Below are 21,489 nucleotides of genomic sequence, written 5' to 3'. Positions count from 1 at the left end.
GTAATTATGTCCTATCTGGTTGGGCATCGAATGACGCTGCCGACTCCCGAAGCCGACGCGCCAGTCATTAGGTCGGCGGTGCCGCCGCTCATGTTGTGGAGAATGAAGATGGACGTACGTCTGGTGATCGATAACGCTGAGGTGGAGGCTGGTTCTGGCCGCTGGTTCGAGCGCCGCAATCCCATCTCGGGCGAGGTGGTCACCCGCGCTGTAGCAGGCGACAAGAACGACTCGGTTCGGGCTGCCGAGTCTGCCAACAAAGCGTTCAAGAGCTGGTCAAAAACCGGCCCTAGCGAACGACGCGGGCTGCTTCTCGCTGCCGCGGATCGTCTCGAAGCCAAAAAGGACGATTTCATCGCCGCAATGGCGGCCGAGATAGGTGCGTCAGCGCTTTGGTCCGCGTTCAACGTGATGGGTTCAGCAGCGCTTCTTCGCGAGGCGGCGGGGCTGGTGACGCAAGTTCAGGGCGAGACGATTCCGACGGACAAACCCGGAACGCTTTCGATGACATTGCGCCAGCCCGTTGGCGTGGTGCTCAGCATCGTGCCATGGAACGGACCGATCCTGCTGGCCGCCCGTGCGATTGCCTATCCAATCGCCTTCGGCAACACCGTCATATTCCGCGGGTCCGAGACCAGTCCGCGGACCCACGCCCTGATCGCTGAAGCTTTCTATGAGGCTGGTCTGCCGGCAGGAGTGCTCAACTTTGTCGTGAATGCGCCCGATGACGCCCCCGAGGTCATCGACGCGCTGATCGCCCATCCGGCGGTGCGGCGCGTTAACTTCACGGGATCGACCCGCGTTGGTCGGATCATCGCGGAGAAGTGCGCCACGCAGCTGAAGCGCTGTCTGCTGGAGCTGGGCGGAAAGGCGCCCTTCGTGGTGCTGGATGATGCCGATCTGGATGGTGCGGTAAACGCAGCGGCGTTTGGCGCATTTCTCTACCAGGGGCAGATATGCATGTCGACGGAGCGGTTCGTCGTGGACGAGTCGGTCGCTGACGCATTCGTCGAGAAGTTCGTAGCGAAGGTGGCGACGCTCGCGGCAGGTGATCCCGTCGCGAATCCTTCGATCGTGGTTGGACCAGTGGTTGATGCACGTTCGGGCGCGCGCATCAACGGTCTGATCGAGGATGCCCTCGAGAAGGGGGCGGTGATAGCGACTGGCGGAAAGGCCGAAGGCGCGGTGATGCCCGCGACGATCGTCGATCATGTAAAGCCTGGCATGGCGATATATGATGAGGAGACCTTCGGTCCGATCACCACCGTGGTACGCGTGTCGGGTGTCGACGAAGCCGTCCGGATCGCGAACGACACGGCCTACGGCCTGTCTTCAGCGGTGTTTGGTCGAGATGTCAGCCGCGCGCTGGTGGTTGCCGAGCAGATCGAAGCTGGCTGTGTTCACATCAATGGTGCGACGGTGCAGAACGAGGCGCAGGCGCCTTATGGGGGCATGAAGCAGAGCGGCTACGGTCGCTTTGACGGGCGGGCCGTCATCGACGAGTTCACCGAACTCAAGTGGGTCACCATCGAACCATCCGGCCAGGCTTACCCGTTCTGATGGGACAGGCGCAGCCTGGCACCGGGCTGCGCCTCTTCCAGAGCAAAAAGATGATGCGCACCTCCTCACTCATCCTCCTGAATGGCTTCGCCCTCGCTGGGTGCGCCTCCATGCCGCATATCGTTGATGGTCCCCAGATGCTCGCGGCCGACGCGCCGCGAAGTGCGCGATCTTTGGAGGCGCCTGCGATCGACTGGCCGCAGGACGAGTGGTGGCGTCGCTATAGCGATCCGCAACTCGAAGCCCTCATTGACGCGGCACTGACGTCATCGCCGACCCTTGAGATCGCCACCGCGCGGGTGCGTCGCGCCGAAGCGCTTGTCGACCAGAGTCGGGCAAGCGATCTTCCGCAACTCAGCGTCAACGGCAGTTTCGCCGAGGCGAAGGCAAGCTACTGGAATGGCGCGCCCTACGCAGGCGTACCAAAGGGTGTGAACGACGCTGCGTCCGTTCGCGCCAGCCTGGATTGGAACCTCGACTTCTTCGGGCGCAACCGGGCAGCCATCGGTGCAGCGCTCTCGTCGGCCGAGGCCGCACGGGCAGAGGTCGCCCAAGCACGGCTGTTGCTCACGACTTCCGTCGCCGCCGCCTATGCCGACCTGCTTGGTCAGATGCGCGAGGCAGATCTCGCGGAAGACACGGTCGAAGTGCGTGAAAGAACCGCTGATCTGGTCCGTCGCAGGCGGGTGCAGGGACTGGAGACGCTCGCGTCTGAAGGGCAGGCCGAAAGCGCGCTCGAGACGGCCCGCCAGATGTCGCGTGCCACCGTAGAGGCGGCGGATCTCACTCGGCTGCGGATCGCAGCGCTGGTCGGCGACGGTCCGGACCGTGCATTGGCCATTTCCCGACCGACCGACCCGCAAGTGCCGACATTCGGCCTCCCGTCAAATCTACCCGCAGATCTGATCGGCCGCCGACCCGATGTTCGGGCGGCACGTTTCCGGGTGGAGGTCCGTGCCTCGCAGGTGGGCGTCGCAAAGGCTGGCTTCTATCCGAGCGTCAACCTCTCCGCATTCATCGGTCCCCAGGTGCTCGGACTTGGCAGGTTCTTCGATGCGGGTTCCATCGCGGGAAATATCGGTCCGGCCATCAGCCTGCCGATCTTCCGAGGTGGTGCGCTGTCGGCCAACCTGCGCGGCGCGCGTGCCGACTATGACGAGGCCGTAGGGAGCTACAACGATACGCTTCTGCGCGCCTTGCAGGATGTGGCACAGGTCGCGACGAGCGAGCGAGCGCTGGCTGAGCAGCTTGATCACGCACAGAAGGCGCGCGACGCAGCGCAGGTGGCATATCGCGCTGCGACCGAACGCTACCGTGGCGGGCTGCTCAACTACATCGCTGTGTTGTCCGCCGAAAACACGCTTATCGCCTCGAAACGTGCGGTGTCTCAACTCGAGACCCGCCGGTTCACGCTCGACGTCGCGCTTGTGCGCGCGCTCGGCGGAGGCGCCTGATCCGTCTGGAGCCTATTATGACCGACGCCGCTGCATCCTCCACAAATCCGCCCCCCACCGTTGAATCAGAGGAGAGCGAACGTCAATGGGTCCGTTTCGTGCCATGGATAATATTGGTCCTTGTAGTTGTGGGAGTGATCCTGGCGACGGCCAACTGGAACCGGTTCGAGGCGAACCGATCGGTCCAAACGACCGACAATGCAACTATTCAAGCGGATTCAGCCGTGGTCGATGCCAAGGTCTCGGGGTACGTTCGGACCGTGAACTTCACCGACTTCCAACGGGTGAAGGCTGGCGACGTCCTGGTCCAACTCGACGATCGTGAGGCGCGGGCTGCTGTGCTGCATGCCGAGTCTGCGTTGGCCAAGTCAAGGGCTGTTCTGGCCAATCTCGATCACGAGCTTGATGCGCAGCAGGCGATCATTGCCCAGGCGAGAGCGGCTGTGACTGGAAATGCGAGCAAGCTGCGTCTCGCTCGGGCAGATCAGCGTCGCTTCTCCGCGCTGGCGGAATCCGGCGCAGTAACCGGTCAGGAGAATGACAGCGCCGGCGCGAACGCGACCGTGCTTGAAGCCGCTCAGGCTGGCAGCGTTGCTGCGCTCGATCTTCAAAACCGGCAGCTGGACGTGCTGCGGGGGCAGAGGGCTCAGCGCGAGGCCGATGTGCTGGCGGCGCAGGCTGCACTCGAGAGTGCGCGGATCACGCTTTCCTATACCCGGATCGTGGCTCCCACAGATGGCATCGTGGGCCAGCGGCTTGTCCAGCTTGGCAGCCTGCTCAGTCCGGGGTCAGCCGTCGTAAACTTCGTTGCCAGCACGCCGCCCTATGTGGTCGCCAACTACAAGGAGACGCAGCTGGCGCGTATCGCCCCGGGGCAACGCGTCGACATCCTCGTCGACAGCTTTCCCGGCGAACGGCTCGTCGGGCATGTCTCTAAGCTTGCCCCCGCAAGCGGTGCGACCTTTTCGGCGCTTCCAGCGGACAATGCGACCGGCAATTTTACGAAGGTGACGCAGCGGATTCCGCTCAGGATCGATCTTGCGCCGGGACAGGCGATCATCAAGCGGCTGCGCGCCGGCATGTCCGTAACGACGAGGATCGAAACGCGTGGGTGATGTCGCGACTGCTCTGTGCAGCCGTCATTGGCTGCCGGACGGAATGCTCACACGTCGTATCGGCTCTGTGGTTGCCGTGTTGCTTGGGACATTGACCACCAGCCTGTTCACCCGTGATTTCGGCGTTTCGCTGGCTGATATCCGTGGGGCATATGGACTGAGCGTCGACGAAGGCGCATGGCTCAGCACCGTCACCAACGCTGCCCAACTCCTCTCTGCGCCCGCTGTGCCCTTGTGCGTAGTCATGTTCGGACCACGACGAATCCTTGGCTGGTCGGCATCTGCGTTCATCCTGGTAACGGCGCTGGCACCGATGGCGTCGGGAATGATCGCCATATTCGTCCTGCATGCCACGATCGGGTTCCTTCTGGGCTGCTTCGTACCGGCGACGCTGGCGATCGTCTTTGCCAACCTATCCCCCCGTTACTGGCTCTTCGCGCTTGCTCTCTATAGTCTGCGGTTGACGCTGGCATTGCATACAGGCGTCTCGCTCAGCGGCTGGTTCGTAGAGGATCTGGGTTGGCAGGCGATATATTGGCAGGCGACATTATTCGGCATCGCCTTCCTCCTCCTGGCGCTTGTAAGCTTCCCCCAGCGCGAGATCGCATGGAGCTTGTTTTCACGGACGAACAAGGGCGAGGTGGCGATGTTCTGTGTCGGGCTCACGCTCGTTTATGTAGGACTGGACCAAGGCAACCGCCTCGACTGGCTCGCGTCCGGAACGGTCGTTGCGTGCCTGACTGGCGGAATGCTTCTCGTCCTGGCTGCGATAGCGTGGCAATTCCTCTCACCCGTTCCATTCGCCCATCCCGCAGCGCTCCTTCGTCGCAACATCCACATGCCACTGATAATCGTGACGCTGTTCGGCGTCACCAGTGGTGCGACCTCGGTGCTGATCCCGAACTTCCTGGCGGTCGTCGGTCATCTCAAGCCCGAGCAGTCCGGAGCAGCGCTTTGGGGCGTTGATCTTGTACAGCTCGTTGCATTGCCTGTGGCGATCTGGTCGATCCGGCGGGCAGATCCGCGTCTCACCCTCGCCGGGGGGCTACTCCTCGTGATGTTGGGGTGCTGGCTTGGAAGCGGTATCACACATGACTGGCGGGCGGGCGACTTCGTCACGATGAGCGTGCTGATCGGAATAGGCAATGCCGCCGTTCTGTTGACGATGATCGCGATGACCGTCGCGAATGCAGCGCGCGAAGAGCTTATCTCCATCGTTGCCTACATTCAGATACCCCGCGTCCTTGGACCAGAGCTGGGACTCGCGATACTCACCACTTTGCTGCGCAAGCGTGAGGCTGTTGCCTCGGTCCTTGTGAGCAGCAATGTCGAGCGGGTGCGGGGGAGCGCGCTCGACTTCCATATTGGTGGAATGGGATCTGTCGTTCGACGGGAGGCTACCGTCCTTTCCTATGCGGATGCGTGGACCTTCTGCTTTTGGGTAGCAGCGCTCGCGATGCTGCTCGCGATGTTTCTGCGGCGGACGCCCTCACACCCGCTCGTCAAACTGCCTCGTCCCTAATAAGGCGGTGCGCAAGGAGAAGCGTTTTGACGGATAAGGATGAAGCTGAAAGCTCGGGACGTCGGCGGGGTATCCAGTCGATCGAAATCGGGATGCGCATCGTCGATGCCCTTGCGGCCAGTGAGGGGCCGTTGCCGCTCAGTACCATTGCGCAGATCACCGATATGGCGGCTCCGCAGGTGCATCGCTATTTGCATAGTCTCATCGCCGCTGGAACCGCAAGGCAGGATCCTGCTACGGGCTACTATGACCTGGGGCCTGGGGTCCTGCGTATTGGCCTTGCGGCGCTCGCCCGCACCGACGCATTCAGGATCGTTGACCGGGTGGTCGAATCATATGTGGAGACTTCCGGCCAGACTGTGCAGATTGCCGCACTCGGTCCGACCGGACCAACCATCGTGCGCATCTATCAAGGGCGTCCTGCGCTGTTGACGACCTTGCAGGTCGGTGTTGTGTTACCCCTCACAGCTTCAGCCACTGGGCGGGTTTTCCTCGCCTTCGCACCGCCTGCTGAGACTGCCGCAGCTATAGCGAATGAAGGCGGTAATGGCATGGACCGGGCAACGCTCGATGACTTGCGAGCCAGTATTCGTCGTGACGGCCGATCGGTGGAGACTGGTTCGGTGATACCGGGTCTGCGCGCCACGGCCTTCCCGATCTTCGATCTGCAAGGCCGGGCGATTCTGGTGGCCACGGTGCTGGGTCTCGCCGACAGCTGGAATGAGCAGATCGCGCGGGACGTCGAACACCTCGGTGTGCTGTGCACTCAGATAAGCGCGGAATTGGGCTGGCTCGAAGAACGCCACCAACCGGCCCTGGGCGAGGGCTGATGCACGCAAGCGCAGCTCCGATATTAACGCATTCCGGGCGTCTCCATCACTGTGCTGCCAGCTGCGGCCGCAGCGGTCGCGACCGTCCTTCGCGCACGGCCGTGGCTATCGAGATCCTCCGGCGCCCGGGGAGGTTCAGCGTTGGATACTCCGGCCGGAGGGCTTGAAGTAGAGGCCTTAACCATATGCTACCTGTTGAAATCGAAGACGACGATGCGGTGCCGCGGCGTCGGCGTGGCCGTCCCAGGCAGTTCGATCCGGAGGCAGTCGTCTCAGCCGCTCGCAGGATATTCTGGATCAAGGGATATGAGGGCGCGTCCATAGAGGAGCTATCCGCCGCAATGGGGATCAGCCGCCCTAGCCTCTACGCTGCATTCGGCAGCAAGGAGGGGCTGTTCGACAAGGTGGTCGATGAGATCGCTGACGAGAATTTTGCCTTCATGCGTCTCGCACTGGAGCAGATCTGCGCGCGCGACGTCGCTGCCCATATGCTTCGCGGTGCCATCGGAGTGCCGGATGGTATCGCTCGCGGCTGTCTGGAGCTCATAGGCTGCGTTGCCGGCGGACCACAGGACATTTCCGTCCGCGCCAATGTTATCGATCGTAATGCCGCTGCGCGCAGGGCGCTGGCAGCACGGCTTGAAAAGGCAAAGCAGGAAGGGGACCTGCCGGCTGCGTGCGATGCCCAGTCAATCTCCAGCTGGCTCTTCGCGGTCATGCAGGGATTAATCGTGCAGGCGGCATGCAATGTCGATAGGAGCACGCTCTTACGGATCGTCGATCTGACCATGGCTACTTGGCCACCTCGCGATTGCGAACCCGGTGCCCCTTGCTGAGGAGGCCTGCCATATCCGCTTGCCGTAGCGGCCTCATCAGCCTCTGGTCGTCCACCTGGAGGGCGGAAGGCTGACTTGCCTGTCCGCCCACGTTCGGGCTCGACGGAAGCTTCAATCACCTTCTGCGCGGTATCGACACGGGATGTGGCCGAACGGGTGGTGGGGAACCGATCTTCCGATAGTACCATTTTGCGGACCAGATGTTCAGCCCGGCACGCACGCGCTTGGGGCAACATTCTCATGAACGCCCTCCGGAGAGGCCGCGCGCTTGTCACGGCAGCTGCGACGGCAGGCGGCCTGTAGGTCGCGCGAGGATCGATAGCGCACGGCGGAAGTTGTGCGTTTCGATCCCGAGAAACAGCCTGATGTGATCGTCAAACCGGTCCGCGAGCGAATACATGCCTCCAGGGGCTACCGCGACGTTTCTCTCAAGCGCAGCTTTGTAAATAGCGGTCGCGGAGGTGCCTGCCGGTAACCGCACCCACGCCAGCAGGCCGCCATCCTTCGACGTCAGGTGGGATCCGGCCAGTAATCCGTCACCCAGAGCATTCTGCAGTGTCTGGATGTTCTGACGGACGTTGAGCTTGAGTTCCCCGACATGTGTGCCGAACGAGGCGCTCTCCAGCAGCCTGGCGATGAGCGCCTGTTCGAAAACCGGCATGGCGGGCGCGACGATGCTTCGGACATTCTGCATTGCCTTTGCATAGCGGCCCGGCATGCACCAACCGACCCGCAGCCCGCTGCCGAGGGTCTTGGAGAAGGAGGAGCAGTGCAGCACCCGACCGGTCTGATCGAAGGCCTTGAGCGGACGCATCATCTTGTTCCTGACTGACACATGGCCGAACACGTCATCCTCTATCATCGCCAGATCGAACCGTTCAGCCAGGTCGAGCAGATGTCGCTTGTCAACGTCCGAAAGGCTTGCACCGTAAGGGTCGGGTAGGGATACCGAGACAAAGCAGGCGCGGACGTTGAATCGTTCAATCGCCTCCTCCAGTCGTTCGAGATCACGAGCTCTGTTGGCTGTGCTTGGGATCTCGATGATCTTGCGGTTGAGGCTGTGGATGATCCGGAGAAGCGGATAGAATGTGGGCGTCCGGATGGCTATCGTGTCGCCCGGTGCCGTCGACGCTTCTACGGCGCTGACCAGCGCGTGCGTGCAGCCCAGCGTGGTCACGAAGTCGCGATCGTCCGCCGATATCTCCCGCGCTCGATAATATCCTGCCAGCGCGCGGCGTAGCGGGCGATAGCCCGGCCCGAAATCCGGGGTGAGACAGGCGCGCAGATCCTCCGCAAGAATCTTGCGCGCGGTCCGGCTGACCATCCCCTGCGGCAGAAGTTTGGGATCCAACATCGGAGAGAGGAGGTCATACCCCTGTCGGCTACGTAGAGTCGCGAGATCGTTGAGAATGTCCTGCCCCTTCTGCTCTACTAGGGAGAGAGGGTGATCGATGATGTAGGGTGCGCGAGCGCTCTCGTTGTCCCGCTCGCGAGCGACATAATAGCCTGACCGGTCCTTTACGCTAATGGCGCCGCCCATCTCAAGATGGGCATAGGCGGCAATCAACGTGTTCTTGCTGACACCGAAGCGGCGCATGGCGGACCGGACGCTGGGAAGCCGCGCACCCGGTTCGATGTCGCCTTCGAGAATCAGTTTCTGAAGCGTCTCCGCCACGGCGAGATATTTGGGCAACGCTCCTTCCGGGGTCATGTCATGGACCTGCAACGTTCAAGAGATGATCCCAGAATCTCGATGTGCTGTTCCCCGCGTCCTGTGCCCTCAACTGTACCTATAGAAAATGAGAAAATCTGTCACTTGTCCAGTCGGACCTTGTGCCGGATAGCTTTCGACACGAACAAGGGGAAGTCAAAGAGAGCTGAAGATCGGCTTGTGAAGCCGTTTTTCAGCTTTGCCAAGGCTCCCGCCACATTAATCGATCTGTGACCACGCGTGAACGGGAGAATTGTCCCCGAAGCCTCTCGTGCGTCCACGACGCAGAAGGGGGTGAGATAGAGTGGCAAGGGAAAGCGAAACGATCGGTGGGCGTAGCGCGACCCGCATGAGCCGTCGCAAGCTGCTTCTAGGCGGGGGCGCTGCGCTCGTTGCGACCGCTGCGGCTGGCTATGGCGCGCTCAGTATTCCCAAGTCTGCCTCACGGGCCGAGATAGAGGCTTCGTTGGCGGATGGATTCCGGGACGTGCCCTTCTGGTGGGACGAACTCGGCGTGGCACCACCACCGCAGGCCGAACTCATCGACAATGTCGACTTTCTCGTCGTGGGTGCCGGTTTTTCGGGGCTGACGGCAGCGCGGACGCTTGCGCAGCACGGCGGAAAGGTGATGATCCTCGACGCGGAACAGCCGTTCTTTGGCGCGAGCTCTCGCAATTGCGGCTTCTTTGGACAGGCCTTTGAAAATGGGGGCGACCGCTCTACTCCCGAACATGCGGCCTATTTCGACGAATATCTGGCCAGCAATCATTTCCTCGAACAGCTTATCGAGGAGGACGGGATCAACGCCGTCATTCGTCATGGCCGCTTCCGCGCCGCTTCGCACAAGGCGCATTTCGACAAGATGGTGGCCGATGCCAAGGCGACTAAGGCCTCATTCGACTACCGTTACGAAGTGGTGGCGCCGGGCGAGGAGACACAGTATTTCAATTCCCCGACAGCGGCGCATGGCGGGATATTCCTTCCTGACTCGCCCTATCTACAGCCTGCAAGGCTTGCCCATGGCAACTATCTGGCAGCTGTGCGCAAAGGCGCGCATTTCGTCGGCAAGACGCGGGTCGTCGACATAGAGAGACAGGCAGACGGCCGTTATCTCGTCTCCACCAGTCGCGGCAAACTCCATGCAAAGCAGGTGCTGGTCGCAGTCGGCGGCTATGGCGCACCAGGCTTTTCCGCCCTGGGCGACGTGCTCCCGGTCAAATCATATCTCATCGCGACCCACAAGCTGACCAAGGCGCAGATGCAGTCCGTGTGGGAACGACCGCTGTCTCTTCACAATTCCAAGACCAATTTCAATATCGTCATTCCAACGCCCGACGAAACTCAACTGCTCGTGAACGGCCGCACCGGTGTGCGTTATGCTTCGCATGCAGCGATGGCGGTGGACCTATGCCGCGTCGCGATGGAACTGCTTCCACAACTAGGCGAAATTCGAGCCACCCACGTTTGGGAGGGCACGTTCGGAATGACCTATGACGGCCGCAAGCACATCTTCCGGGATGACGAAGGCGTCTACTATCTATCTGGCGACAATGGCTCGGGCATCGGCAAGATGCATTGGTGCGGTAATAAAGTGGCGCTCAAGATGATGGGGCTACCAGGGTCTGAAACGGTCTTCGCGCTTGAAGGACCTCCACCCAATTTCCCGGGATATGTCAATGGCAGCGACTGGTTCGTACCTGGCGCGGTTGCCTATTACGATATGAAGGATCGCATCATGTAGCCTGGAAGCAGGCATACGCTTCAAGATTTTATACAAAAAGGGGAATGAACATGCGTATGATGCCTATTGCGACAGCTGTTGCTGTCGCGGGTTTTCTGGGAGCGGTCGCGTTCGCTCAGGACAAGGCGCCGGACTTCGAACCCTATGTGTCCGCCAAGGGGGAGGAGGGGTTCATACCGCGGATGAAATCGAAGGATGGCGCGTCTCAGTCTTTCGGCCGCCCGCTCAAGGCCCCTCCGGGCGTGACCGGGATGTATTACGGCATCTGGAAAGCAGGTCCAGGTGTCTATCGTAGCGAAGGCGCTCGCCCGGAGGTGTTCGTCGTGCTCGAAGGCAAGGGCACCGTCTGGATCGAGGGGTACGGAGAGCATGTGCTCGAGCCGGGCGTGATCATCACCACACCTGCTGCCACGCCGGCGGAAATCACGGTTGAGCGGCCGCTCAAGAAGGTATCCTGGGTCGACGTGTCGCGCTGTCCGATCAGCGACAAGAATCCCAAGAACTGCTGAGTTCGCTCGGCGGATATCGATCAAAATAGAGCCGACGTCTCGGGCGTGCGTAAGCGCGCGGGATGCGCGCGCCTGCACAAATCCAGACCAGGGGGTAAGTTAATGGGGACCGATCGCTTCCAAGTTCAGCTCAGCCGGCGCGCGATGACGTTTGCGCTTTGTGCTGCCTTTTCCGCAGCCACGCCGGTTGCGGCCCAGAACGATGGAATCATGGCATCGTCCGATCAGCCGGGACAAGGCGACGAAATCATCGTCACGGCCCAGAAGCGAGCCGCCAGCATTCAGGATGTGCCGCTGAGCGTTGCCGCTATCGCTGGCGATACCCTGGAGAACCACGGGATCGAGAGCACCAGCGACATCGCCCGGCTGACGCCCGGCGTCGCGGTCTCCTCGACCGGACCAGGCCGCACCCAGATCATCATCCGCGGCATCTCCTCGGTCACCGGCTCGCAGCCCACGACCGGTTACTATCTCGATGAGGTGCCGATTTCGGCCGTGTCGGACAATATCGAGGGATCGCTGTTCGATCTCAATCGCGTCGAAGTGCTGCGCGGCCCCCAGGGCACGCTGTACGGATCGGCCTCGATGGGCGGGGCCGTCAAATACATATCCAATCAGCCCGATGCCACGAAGACGGAAGGGCGAGCGGACCTGACCCTGTCGGATACCAAGGGTGGTGGCACCAACTACGCCGGCAATGCCGTCGTCAACCTGCCGCTCTTGGAGGACCTAGCTGCCCTGAGGGTAGTGGGCTTCTACAAGTCGGAAGACGGTTACATCGACCGCTATGCAATCGATCCGAATAATTATCTGGCCGTCGACCCAACAAAAGAGCCTGAGAAGAACGTCAATTCCTACCAGCTCTGGGGCCTCCGCGCAGCGCTTGGTATTACGCCGACCGAAAGTTTGCGGATCACTCCGTCCGTCTATTATCAGAAGCTGACCCAGGATGGCGCCTTCTCCTTTGACGATCCGCCTGGCTCCTACGCCAACCCCATCCAGGCGCGCTTCGTCCCGGATACTTCGCGCGACGAAGTCCAGATCTACAATCTCACTGCCACCAACAAGTTCGGTAGCGATCTGGAGCTGACCTCTTCGTCCTCCTATTTCATCCGTAATTTCCTCGACACCGAGGACACGTCGCGGGTCGTCTACATTCTCAACCAGTCGTCGGGCGTGCAGCCTACCGCATTTCCGAGCTGGGAAACGCAACGGATCAGGACGAAGGTGTTCACCCAGGAATTGCGTCTGGGGGGAACCATCGGCGCATTCGACTTCGTTGTGGGCGGCTTCTATCAGGAGACCAAGAGGCACCGGCGCAATCAGATGCCTCTGACCGACGCTTACAATGAGGCTTTCGACACCCCGTTCCCTGGTTTCGACGTCCTCTTCAGTGGCAACAGGCGCAATCGCACCGAGGAGATTTCGGCTTTCGGGCAGCTGATCTGGCACGTCAACGACAGGTTGCGCCTGACTGGCGGTCTGCGCCAGTTCAACATCAAGGAGAGTTTCAACTCGATTGCCGACGGTGTCTACAATGGTGGCCAGACGCGTACGAGTGGCAAATCATCCGCAAGCGGCGTAACGCCAAAATTCGGTGTCGATTTCGACGTGAGCAAGGACGTAATGCTCTACGCCAGCGCCACCAAGGGCTTTCGCTCCGGTGGATCGGTCAATCCGGTGCCCCAGTCGGTATGTGGTGCCTATCTCGCCGATCTTGGCCTTTCCTCATCTCCCACACAATATGATCCAGATTCTCTCTGGAGTTATGAGGCTGGCGTGAAATCCCAGTTCGCCGATCGCCGCATCACCGTGAACGCCTCGGCCTACCATATCGACTGGTCACGTATTCAGCAGCAGGTCTCCCTGCAATGCGGCTTCAGCTTCACGGGCAATTTCGGCAGCGCCGTCAGTCGTGGCCTCGAACTGGAGACCCGCTTCCGACCCATCGACGACCTGACCCTAGGGGTTAACGCCGGTTACACCGACGCTTATCTCAAGGACAGCGTCCCCGGCACGCCAGGAGAGAAGGGCGACAGGCTTCTCAACGTCCCCAAGTTCACCGTTTCGGCGTCGGTCGATTACAGTCATCCTGTCAGCGATGTCCTCACCGGCTTCTTCATCGCCGATGCAAGCCACGTGTCGAACGTCCTGGCCGAATATGACGACAACAGCGCCTGGGAAAAGCGCAAGGCCTATGAGATCGTGGATATGAGGATCGGTGTGCGTCACGCGCCTGGCAATTGGAGCCTGGCGTTATTTGCGGACAATCTGTTCAATGAGCATGCGACGACCGGCAACGCATTCTCCTCGACAGGCGTGAACCTTCCGACCACCCGCGCCCTGGCTATCAACCGCCCGCGCACCATCGGCCTCAATCTCAAGGCTGGTTTCTGACCAGTGGCGGCCCGGGTATCGTTCGCGGGCCGCCATTGATAGCATTGCAGGGCCTGCATGGAACCCGCCTGAGACGCATCATCCAGAGAAGATCGTCTCACGCGGTGCCGGCTTTCGCCGCCGCGTATGGCGGTTGGTTGATGAACCCGTGGGCATCGTCGGCGTAGAAGGTCGCTTTGTCCAGCTTGGTAAGCGGCCAGCTGTTGGGCAGACGCGCGGGCAGATCAGGGTAGATGCAGGAGGGCCGGGTGACGATGCTTTGGCCACTTAGTTGAACCGCCCGGGGCGGTTCAAGCCGCATCAAGGCGCCGAACGTCCGCGCCTTCTTGAATTGGATCAGCAGACACATCTGATCCGATCCGGCCGAAGGGCGCAGCGACCTCTCGACCCGTTTCGACGCATGCCAGGATCGCCGGCCGTTACCACTCCGTTTTGGGCTTCCGCAAACAAAGATTCAACGATCATTGAACTCTATGTCCGACTGCTTATCGACGCGCTGCCGCGCGACAGGAGGAGACACCCGAGGGCCACCGGAGCTCACGTCCGGCGCAGAATGCAAGGCGTTGGCCGCGCCGCCGATATGTGCGGCACGGCCCGGATCAGCGATATTCCGGTTTAGTGGAAAACCATACCGCCATCGATCATGACTGCCTGCCCCGTCATATAGTCAGAGTCAGGCCCAGCCAGGAAAGATACACAGGCAGAAACGTCGCTCGGCTCCGATACCCGCTTCAATGTGATATTCTTGGCGAACTGCTCCATGCCCCATTCGAAGGTTTCGCCGTTATTGTCGGCCAGATCCTGCGCTACTTTCTGCATCATCGGAGTATTGACGATGCCGGGGCAATAAGCGTTGACGGTGATGCCCAGCGGCGCCAGATCGCGCGCTGTGGTCTGTGTGATACCGCGAACGGCGAACTTTGTCCCGCTATAGACCGCAAGATCCGGATTGCCGACTTGGCCCGCCTGTGAACAGGCGTTGATGATCTTGCCACCATGACCCAATGACTTGAAAGCTTTGACCGCCGCCTGGGTGCCCCAGATTACGCCTCCCACGTTGACGTCAAAACATGTCCGATAAATTTCGGGAGTGATATCCTGGATCGGCGTGATCGGAGCCACGCCTGCATTGTTGATCATGACGTCGAGGCCACCAAGTTTTTCGATCGCTTCTTCGACGGCCGCAAAAACCGAATCCCGATCCGCGACATTTACGCCTACGGCGCAGGCCGTGCCGCCGGCTGCGATGAGCTTTTCCGCCACCTCCGTTGCAGAGGCGAGGATGATGTCGGCGCAGGCAATGGCAAAACCGTCCTGAGACAGGCGCATTGCGATCGCCTCGCCGATGCCTTGTCCTGCACCGGTTATGAAGGCCACTTTTCCGGAAACCTTGGTCATGATCCTAATCCTTCTGCTTGGTTGAAAGAAACTGCGTGAAAGGCCGCCTCGGTCAGAACGACACCGATGTCTTGAGACCCAGGGCGACGACATTGCGATTCTGCGAAATACCGCCCGGATTGATGCCCCATTGGATGTTGGGCGTGATGCGCACGCCTGCTGTCGGAACGAAGCGATAATCCAATTCGGCGAGATATTCCGATTGCCTGATGCCGGGGAGCAAGCCGTCATCGAAGGCGATCTGGTCAGTCGCGCGCATGCGGCTGTTGATATGGGTGCGCGCGATGGCGAAGGCGATCTGGTCGTTTGGACGCCCGGCGAAGGTGCCGGTCTGGGTCATGCCCAAGGCGATCTGATTGTCGATCAGGCTGGTCTTGCGATCGAGTTGCGTGATGTTGAAAAACATCGATAGCCCTTGCTTGTCCAGCCCGCCAGGCGAAGCGGTAAGTTGTTGCGCCATTTCGAAATAGACGCCGTGGCGGCCACGATATGCTTTGCCCTCATTGCCCGAAATCGCGATGAGTTGGCCGTTGCTGTCGCGGACCAGATCGTTTGTGCGCGATGTTTCGACCCAACCGCCCACTTTATAATAGCCCGGCTTGGTTCCACCGAAAGTCGGGGTCCACGCGGCCTCGAATGGCAGCAAAATGCCCCTCGTGCCGGAAAAGCCGAGGTTGAAGCCCTTAGTCGGATTTACATTGTCGGGATCGACCAGATAGCCGCCGATCTGCACATAGCCCTGCTTCCGGTCAGCGCCCAGATTGTAGCGGCCTACCGCAGCCCAATTGCTGCCAGGCGCGGAAAACCAGTAGTTGATGCCGCTGTTGAAATTGCCCTGTGGCGACGCGCAGAATGACAAATTCTGGAAATCGCAGGAAAAAGCCGCAAATTCAGAGTTGGCGGGCATGCGTCCGACCTTTAATCGGAAACGGTCGGCGTCGAAGGACTGTTGATACCAGGCCTCGACCAACCGGACGATCTCACCCCGCCCATAAGCCTCCTGCACCTGCTGGAGCATGCCGAGGTCAGCGTTGACCGTCAGGCTGGGACCATGGCGGTAAAAGAGGGCGACCTTGGCAAGGCCGCCTTCCACCCCCGCAATCTTGTCCATGTCAGCCGCCATTTCTACGATGGCTTGGCCGATCACGGTCACGTCACGGCGCGATCCGCCGCGCGGGTTCCAGGCCAGTTCATTGCCATAGGCGACCTGAAAATCGAGGCCATCCTCATATAGTTGCGACCGCAAGCCGCCCCAGTCCCCCAATATGCCTGTGGTCATCTGAGGGCCTACGGCCTTCCCATCTTCGGTTTCCGGTTGCGGCAAGGCCGTGGCGGGGACTTGCATATCGGCTGGATCGCCCAACGATCGTGGGGTCTGCGCATATGTGCCGCCAGCCAAAGTGATGGCAGCCGTCATGCTCGCGAGAAACGCGATCGATTTCATGGTCACTCTCCTAAAGAGGCCACGCGGGGCGAGAAGCATTGTGGCTCAAGCGATCTTGCGACGATCGTCTTTCGTCCGGCGTGTCGATCCGGCGCGGGGGCGGATGATGCCTATCATGCGTACATCATCTGCCCCGTCCTATCCGGCTTATGTCTATGCAGGCTGATTTTCGCTCGTTTTTTCGAGGATAAAGCCGCGAAATCCATCCTGCGTGACTTGTTTCAGCGCCTCGCGATAGGCCGCAAGGCCGCCCATGTAGAAATAGATGCTGTTCTTCTTCCCCGGAATGTTCGCGCCAAAGATCCAGGATTCAGCCTTGGGGAACAAGGTCTGGTTGGCGATATCCTCGCATGTCTGGACCCAGGCTTCTTCGGATTGCGGCTGCGGCTCCAGCGTGGCGATGGCGTTATCTTCCATGTAACCGATCGTGTCGGCGATCCACTCCACTTCGGCCTCGATCGATGGGGGCAGGTTGGTGAAGGGACCGTTGGGGCCAAGGACCATGAACATGTTGGGGAAATTCGCGGTCGCCACGGCCATGTAGCTGGTGGGGCCGGCCTTCCAGTGATCCTGAATCAGGACGCCGTCGCGACCGCGCAATTCCATGCGCTTGTAATTACCATCGACCGCATCGAACCCAGTTGCAAAGACAAGCATGTCGAGTTCATGTTCGACACCATCAGACGTGACCACGCCTGTCGATGTGATCCTTTCGATCGGTGTTTCTTCCGATCCCACATGGACCAGGGTCACATTGTCTCGATTGAATATCTCATAATAGCCGCTGTCGCACAGGGGGCGCTTGGCGTGGAGATCCTTAGGTTTCAGCTTGCGGGCTGTTTCGGGATCGTTGACGATCTCGTCGATTTTGCCGCGGATATAATCCTGCGCCGCCTTGTTTGCCGCTTCGTTCGTGGCGATGTCGTTGAACGTCTCGAACATGAAGCGGAAGCCGCCGCCCTTCTTCCATGCCCGGTCGAAGATCGCCTTGCGCTCCTCGTCCGAAACGCTGAACGTCCCGATGTCGCTTTCCTCGAAGCCGAACGCCAGGGCCGAACCGCGCACCTGATCCCAGATCGCATCGAAATCACGATGGATGTCGGCCAGTTCTTCCTTGCTGATCGGGCCATTGCCGATCGGCACCGAATATTGCGGCGACCGCTGGAACACGGTCAGGTGCCTGACCTGGGGCGCCACCGCAGTGATGAATTGCACGCCGGTCGATCCCGTGCCGATCACGCCGACCCGCTTGCCTTCGAAGCTGGTTTCCGGTTGCCAGCGCGACGTGTGATAGACTTCACCTTCAAAGCTTGCGAGGCCTGGAATGTCGGGAATGTTGGTGGCGGCCAGCAATCCCAGGGCGGTAATAAAATATTTTGCGAGATAGGTTTCGCCAGCGTCCGTCGTCACGACCCATTTGCGCCGGGCACCATCGAACACGGCCGATGTGATGCCGGTTTCGAGCCGGATGTCCTTCATCAGGTCATGGCGTTCGACCACGCTTTGAAGGTAGGAGAGGACTTCGGCCTGCGGCACATATTTGGTCTTGAATTCCCACTCCTGGTACAATGCCTTGTCCCAGGAATAACAATAGACGTGCGATTCCGAATCCGACAACGCACCGGGATAGCGGTTCCAGTACCAGGTTCCGCCAACGCCACCGGCCTTGTCGAATGCCAGGACATGCAAACCATGTTCGTCGCGCAATTTTTTAAGCGCGTAGATGCCGCCAAATCCGGCGCCTACGACCACCGCATCCAGTTCGATTTCGGACGTAGCTGTGGCGTTGGGAGAAGTAGCCATTTCGATCCTCCAGTTACTTTAATCTTCGAATGTCTTTGCCACCGTGCGCGGCATCCGGGTGGGGCGCCGCGTCAGCCGGCCTCCGCCATCATATTCTTGGCGATGATGATCTGCTGGATCTGCGTCGTTCCTTCGTAGATGCGGAACAGGCGCACATCGCGATAGAAGCGTTCGATCGCATATTCGCTGACATAGCCGGCACCGCCATGGATCTGGACGCAACGATCGGCGACCCGGCCGCACATTTCGGTGGAAAACATCTTGGCGCAGGATGCCTCGGTGCTGATCGGCTGGCCAGCATCGCGCCGCTGCGCCGCGTCCAGAACCATGCATCGCGCGGCGTAAATTTCGGCCTTGCTGTCCGCCAGCATCGCCTGGATCAACTGATGTTCAGCGATGGGCGTTCCAAACTGGCGGCGGTCCATCGCATAGCGCAACGTGTCGGCCAGCATGCGTTCGGCAGCGCCCACGGCCAGGGCAGCGATATGCAGGCGACCCTTGTCGAGGACTTTCATCGCAGTCTTGAAACCGACGCCTTCGACGCCGCCGATCAACTGTGACCGGGGGACGCGCACATCTTCGAAAACGACGTCGCAGGTATGCGCACCCTTTTGGCCCATTTTATGGTCGGGCTTGCCGAGTGAAAGGCCGGGAGTGCCTCGCTCGACGATGAAAGCGCTGATACCGCTTGCTCGTTTGTTGGCGGGGTCCGTCCGGGCCATCACGCTGAAAATCCCGGCATGGGGGGCGTTGGTTATGTACCGCTTGGTCCCGTTGAGGACATAATGGTCACCGTCCAGAACCGCGCTGGTCTTGAGCGATGCAGCGTCCGATCCGGCATCGGGTTCCGTCAGGCAAAAGGCGCTAAGATATTCGCCGCTGGCCAGCCGTGGCAGATATTGCTCCTTCTGCGCCTGTGTGCCGTCGATCAGGATGCCGAGCGACCCGATGCCATTGTTGGTCCCAATATAGGAGCGGAAGGCGGGGGAGGCACGACCCAGCTCGAATACGATGCGGACTTCCTCCTCCATCGTCACGCCCAGGCCGCCGAATTCCTCAGGAATCGTCAGGCCGAACAGGCCCAGTTCCCGCATGGCCGCAATGACGGTCTTTGGGATCTCGTCCGTCTCGGCGACTTCATTTTCATGCGGGATCAGAACTTCGTCCACAAATCGACCGACTGTCGTGACGAGGAAGTCCAGCGTATCCTGATCGCGTATCATCTTCTCTCCTGGCACCGTCCATTGGGGCGCTCTTAAAACTCGGTCGGGACGGGCCTTACCGTCCCACGGATTGTATCTGTGCCACCATCAGCTTGAGCCGGGGGCCGATGTCCTCTTCCAGCTTCTCTCTAGGCAGCTGAAAGCTCGGACCACCGCAATTGAAGGCCAAAATCCCATGCTCCGGGTGGATCAGGGGAACCGCCACGGAATTCACATCGCGCGTCCATTCGCCGATAGACAGGCAGTAGCCAAAATCTTCATAGTCGCGGAAAGCGCGATCAAGGCCACGACGGATTTCACGCCAATCGGTGTCGTGACGCTCACGAATATGGTTGAGCAGGAACTCACGTTCCTTCTCCGGCATCGCTGCCAGGCATGCGCGGCCCATCGAACTAAGATGCAGCGGCAGATAGGATCCGACCTGCCGGCGCATGGTCATGTTCGCCTGACCATGAACCACGTCGAGATACACCATCTGCAACCGGTCCCGCGCCGCCATCGCCACGGTGGTCTGGGCATGTTTCGCCAGATCCTCCATGAAAGGATGCGCTACCGCCCTGATCGAAAGGTTCGACAACATCTGATAGCCAAAGGCGAGTACGCCGACGTCCAGATGATATTTGCCTGACGATGGTTGGCGCTTGAGGCAGCCCAACTGCGCGAGCGTATAGGTGAGACGCGAAACCGTCGCCTTGGCCAGGCCCGTCTTGGCAGCCAGTTCCTGGTTGCCCAGCAGGCTTTGCGAGGGCGTGAAGCAACGGAGCAATTCCACCCCCCGTGCTAAAGCCGTAACGAAGTTTCGATCTTTTTCGCCTTCATTTTCGTTCTCCTCTTCCATGCCGCCAACGCTGCTATCGCCTGATTCGTCGGGCGCGTTTCCTGGCTTTTTCGCCTCATCCAAATGCGTCGTGGCCAGCTTTATGGTCTTCATCGTAACCCTCCGATTTATTTTGTCAATAATGCGGTATTAGATTCCGCTGTGCGGAACTAAAATGCCTATTGTTCATCATTGAAAATGCCAGATCATGCTCAATGCGTTGTTATTAAGTCATATTTAATCGGAAAACGCCGAAACTTTACAATCCCTTCGCAAAGCCTTATTCATTCTACCAACGAAATATAGTTCCGCTGTGCGGAATTTGCAAGATGGTAGAGGATCATGACAATCACGGCGAAACCCGAAATCCATCTTGAAATACGCGATGACGGCGTTGCAGTGATATGCATCGATCGACCCCACGCAAAAAATGCGTTGAACCTGAAGATCAGGCGCGAAATGGCGGAGATCTTCCTTAATCTATCCGGCATATCCGATATTCGCGCCATCGTCCTGACGGGCGGGCCGGACATATTCGTGGCGGGCGCCGATATCGGCGAAATGGCCAACGCCACCCCGATCGAAATGATCCAGCGCAAAGTCGAGCAGCTATGGGGGGCGATCGCGTCCTGTCCTGTGCCGATCGTGGCGGCGGTCAACGGATTTGCCCTTGGCGGTGGATGCGAATTGGCGATGCATTGCGACATCATCGTGGCGGGACGTTCGGCCCGTTTCGCGCAGCCCGAAGTCAAGCTGGGCGTGATGCCCGGAGCAGGCGGGACGCAGCGGCTGATCCGGGCTGTAGGAAAGTTTCAGGCCATGCGCATGGCGCTGACCGGCTGCATGGTCGGGGCGGAGGAGGGCTTGCGGATCGGCCTCGTAAGCGAAGTGGTCGATGATGCGCAGACGATCGATCGCGCAACGGAGATCGCGATCGACATTGCCCGCATGCCATCCATGGCGGTGCGACAGATCAAGGAAGTGATGCTGGCAGGCGCGGACCTCCCCCTGGAAAGCGCATTGATGCTGGAGCGCAAGGCGTTCCAACTCCTTTTCGACACGCAGGACCAGAAAGAGGGCGCGGCCGCCTTCATGGAAAAGCGCAGGCCGCAATTTACGGGGTTATGAA

At 60.1% G+C, this 21,489-nt stretch carries 17 protein-coding genes; 10 read left to right on the top strand and 7 right to left on the bottom strand.

Annotated features, from left to right (window positions below; translation table 11 throughout):
- The first annotated feature begins 6 nt into the window (after positions 1 to 6).
- The 6 genes from BMY84_RS14105 (at position 7) to BMY84_RS14080 (ending at position 7,317) form a co-directional block, all read left to right on the top strand.
- Complete coding sequence (locus BMY84_RS14105; RefSeq protein ID WP_371262420.1) at positions 7 to 1,560, top strand: aldehyde dehydrogenase; 1,554 nt, start codon at positions 7 to 9, stop codon at positions 1,558 to 1,560.
- On the top strand, positions 1,560 to 3,014 hold the full coding sequence (locus BMY84_RS14100; protein WP_218146964.1) for an efflux transporter outer membrane subunit: 1,455 nt from the start codon (positions 1,560 to 1,562) through the stop codon (positions 3,012 to 3,014). The genes BMY84_RS14105 and BMY84_RS14100 overlap by 1 nt, the downstream gene beginning before the upstream one ends.
- 17 nt (positions 3,015 to 3,031) lie before the next feature.
- Positions 3,032 to 4,129 (top strand): HlyD family secretion protein, encoded by a 1,098-nt coding sequence (locus tag BMY84_RS14095; protein ID WP_093084629.1) that lies wholly within the window; start codon positions 3,032 to 3,034, stop codon positions 4,127 to 4,129.
- Positions 4,122 to 5,651, top strand: a complete 1,530-nt coding sequence (locus BMY84_RS14090) for an MFS transporter (RefSeq protein ID WP_093084628.1) — start codon at positions 4,122 to 4,124, stop codon at positions 5,649 to 5,651. The genes BMY84_RS14095 and BMY84_RS14090 overlap by 8 nt, the downstream gene beginning before the upstream one ends.
- 26 nt (positions 5,652 to 5,677) lie before the next feature.
- A complete protein-coding gene (locus tag BMY84_RS14085; RefSeq protein WP_093084627.1) occupies positions 5,678 to 6,481 on the top strand; it encodes an IclR family transcriptional regulator in 804 nt (267 codons plus the stop codon).
- Between the two features lie 185 nt (positions 6,482 to 6,666).
- Positions 6,667 to 7,317 (top strand): TetR/AcrR family transcriptional regulator, encoded by a 651-nt coding sequence (locus BMY84_RS14080; protein WP_093084625.1) that lies wholly within the window; start codon positions 6,667 to 6,669, stop codon positions 7,315 to 7,317.
- A gap of 271 nt (positions 7,318 to 7,588) precedes the next feature.
- Here the strand turns inward: BMY84_RS14080 and BMY84_RS14075 are convergent, their stop codons facing one another.
- Positions 7,589 to 9,010, bottom strand: coding sequence for an aminotransferase-like domain-containing protein (locus tag BMY84_RS14075; RefSeq protein ID WP_218146963.1), 1,422 nt, complete (start codon positions 9,008 to 9,010; stop codon positions 7,589 to 7,591).
- A gap of 367 nt (positions 9,011 to 9,377) precedes the next feature.
- On the opposite strand from BMY84_RS14075, the gene BMY84_RS14070 reads away from it, so the two are divergent.
- From BMY84_RS14070 to BMY84_RS14060, 3 genes are all read left to right on the top strand, one after another.
- The gene (locus tag BMY84_RS14070) at positions 9,378 to 10,769 is read left to right on the top strand and encodes an NAD(P)/FAD-dependent oxidoreductase (RefSeq protein ID WP_093084623.1); all 1,392 of its coding nucleotides are present in this window, start codon (positions 9,378 to 9,380) and stop codon (positions 10,767 to 10,769) included.
- A gap of 50 nt (positions 10,770 to 10,819) precedes the next feature.
- On the top strand, positions 10,820 to 11,278 hold the full coding sequence (locus tag BMY84_RS14065) for a cupin domain-containing protein (RefSeq protein ID WP_177204024.1): 459 nt from the start codon (positions 10,820 to 10,822) through the stop codon (positions 11,276 to 11,278).
- 102 nt (positions 11,279 to 11,380) lie between these two features.
- A complete protein-coding gene (locus BMY84_RS14060) occupies positions 11,381 to 13,675 on the top strand; it encodes a TonB-dependent receptor (RefSeq protein WP_093084620.1) in 2,295 nt (764 codons plus the stop codon).
- 97 nt (positions 13,676 to 13,772) lie between these two features.
- Here BMY84_RS14060 and BMY84_RS14055 read toward each other — a convergent pair whose 3' ends face one another.
- From BMY84_RS14055 to BMY84_RS14030, 6 genes are all read right to left on the bottom strand, one after another.
- A complete protein-coding gene (locus BMY84_RS14055; protein WP_093084618.1) occupies positions 13,773 to 14,024 on the bottom strand; it encodes a hypothetical protein in 252 nt (83 codons plus the stop codon).
- Between the two features lie 266 nt (positions 14,025 to 14,290).
- Positions 14,291 to 15,166, bottom strand: a complete 876-nt coding sequence (locus BMY84_RS14050; protein WP_218146962.1) for a (S)-acetoin forming diacetyl reductase — start codon at positions 15,164 to 15,166, stop codon at positions 14,291 to 14,293.
- On the bottom strand, positions 15,126 to 16,517 hold the full coding sequence (locus BMY84_RS14045) for a carbohydrate porin (protein WP_177204023.1): 1,392 nt from the start codon (positions 16,515 to 16,517) through the stop codon (positions 15,126 to 15,128). The genes BMY84_RS14050 and BMY84_RS14045 overlap by 41 nt, the downstream gene beginning before the upstream one ends.
- Before the next feature lie 153 nt (positions 16,518 to 16,670).
- On the bottom strand, positions 16,671 to 18,320 hold the full coding sequence (locus BMY84_RS14040; RefSeq protein WP_093084615.1) for a flavin-containing monooxygenase: 1,650 nt from the start codon (positions 18,318 to 18,320) through the stop codon (positions 16,671 to 16,673).
- A gap of 71 nt (positions 18,321 to 18,391) precedes the next feature.
- Positions 18,392 to 19,543 (bottom strand): acyl-CoA dehydrogenase family protein, encoded by a 1,152-nt coding sequence (locus BMY84_RS14035; protein ID WP_093084613.1) that lies wholly within the window; start codon positions 19,541 to 19,543, stop codon positions 18,392 to 18,394.
- Positions 19,544 to 19,598: 55 nt separating this feature from the next.
- Positions 19,599 to 20,474, bottom strand: a complete 876-nt coding sequence (locus BMY84_RS14030) for an IclR family transcriptional regulator (protein ID WP_218146961.1) — start codon at positions 20,472 to 20,474, stop codon at positions 19,599 to 19,601.
- A gap of 228 nt (positions 20,475 to 20,702) precedes the next feature.
- Here BMY84_RS14030 and BMY84_RS14025 point away from each other — a divergent pair, with 228 nt between their 5' ends.
- Positions 20,703 to 21,488 (top strand): enoyl-CoA hydratase-related protein, encoded by a 786-nt coding sequence (locus BMY84_RS14025; protein WP_093084612.1) that lies wholly within the window; start codon positions 20,703 to 20,705, stop codon positions 21,486 to 21,488.
- Position 21,489 lies beyond the last annotated feature (1 nt).

It is taken from the genome of Sphingobium sp. AP50 (assembly GCF_900109095.1).
In the GTDB taxonomy this organism is placed as follows: domain Bacteria; phylum Pseudomonadota; class Alphaproteobacteria; order Sphingomonadales; family Sphingomonadaceae; genus Sphingobium.
The sequence above is the reverse complement of the archived record's forward strand: the minus strand, read 5'-3'. Positions and strand labels throughout refer to the sequence as shown.

What these genes read in the sequence shown, in the direction of transcription:
- BMY84_RS14025 (WP_093084612.1), top strand. Translation starts at nt 20,703, where the DNA reads ATGACAATCACGGCGAAACCCGAAATCCATCTTGAAATACGCGATGAC.
- BMY84_RS14060 (WP_093084620.1), top strand. Translation starts at nt 11,381, where the DNA reads ATGGGGACCGATCGCTTCCAAGTTCAGCTCAGCCGGCGCGCGATGACG.
- BMY84_RS14055 (WP_093084618.1), bottom strand. Translation starts at nt 14,024, where the DNA reads ATGTGTCTGCTGATCCAATTCAAGAAGGCGCGGACGTTCGGCGCCTTG.
- BMY84_RS14070 (WP_093084623.1), top strand. Translation starts at nt 9,378, where the DNA reads ATGAGCCGTCGCAAGCTGCTTCTAGGCGGGGGCGCTGCGCTCGTTGCG.
- BMY84_RS14030 (WP_218146961.1), bottom strand. Translation starts at nt 20,474, where the DNA reads ATGAAGACCATAAAGCTGGCCACGACGCATTTGGATGAGGCGAAAAAG.
- BMY84_RS14065 (WP_177204024.1), top strand. Translation starts at nt 10,820, where the DNA reads ATGCGTATGATGCCTATTGCGACAGCTGTTGCTGTCGCGGGTTTTCTG.
- BMY84_RS14080 (WP_093084625.1), top strand. Translation starts at nt 6,667, where the DNA reads ATGCTACCTGTTGAAATCGAAGACGACGATGCGGTGCCGCGGCGTCGG.
- BMY84_RS14040 (WP_093084615.1), bottom strand. Translation starts at nt 18,320, where the DNA reads ATGGCTACTTCTCCCAACGCCACAGCTACGTCCGAAATCGAACTGGAT.
- BMY84_RS14035 (WP_093084613.1), bottom strand. Translation starts at nt 19,543, where the DNA reads ATGATACGCGATCAGGATACGCTGGACTTCCTCGTCACGACAGTCGGT.
- BMY84_RS14050 (WP_218146962.1), bottom strand. Translation starts at nt 15,166, where the DNA reads ATGTCGTCGCCCTGGGTCTCAAGACATCGGTGTCGTTCTGACCGAGGC.
- BMY84_RS14045 (WP_177204023.1), bottom strand. Translation starts at nt 16,517, where the DNA reads ATGAAATCGATCGCGTTTCTCGCGAGCATGACGGCTGCCATCACTTTG.
- BMY84_RS14100 (WP_218146964.1), top strand. Translation starts at nt 1,560, where the DNA reads ATGGGACAGGCGCAGCCTGGCACCGGGCTGCGCCTCTTCCAGAGCAAA.
- BMY84_RS14105 (WP_371262420.1), top strand. Translation starts at nt 7, where the DNA reads ATGTCCTATCTGGTTGGGCATCGAATGACGCTGCCGACTCCCGAAGCC.
- BMY84_RS14095 (WP_093084629.1), top strand. Translation starts at nt 3,032, where the DNA reads ATGACCGACGCCGCTGCATCCTCCACAAATCCGCCCCCCACCGTTGAA.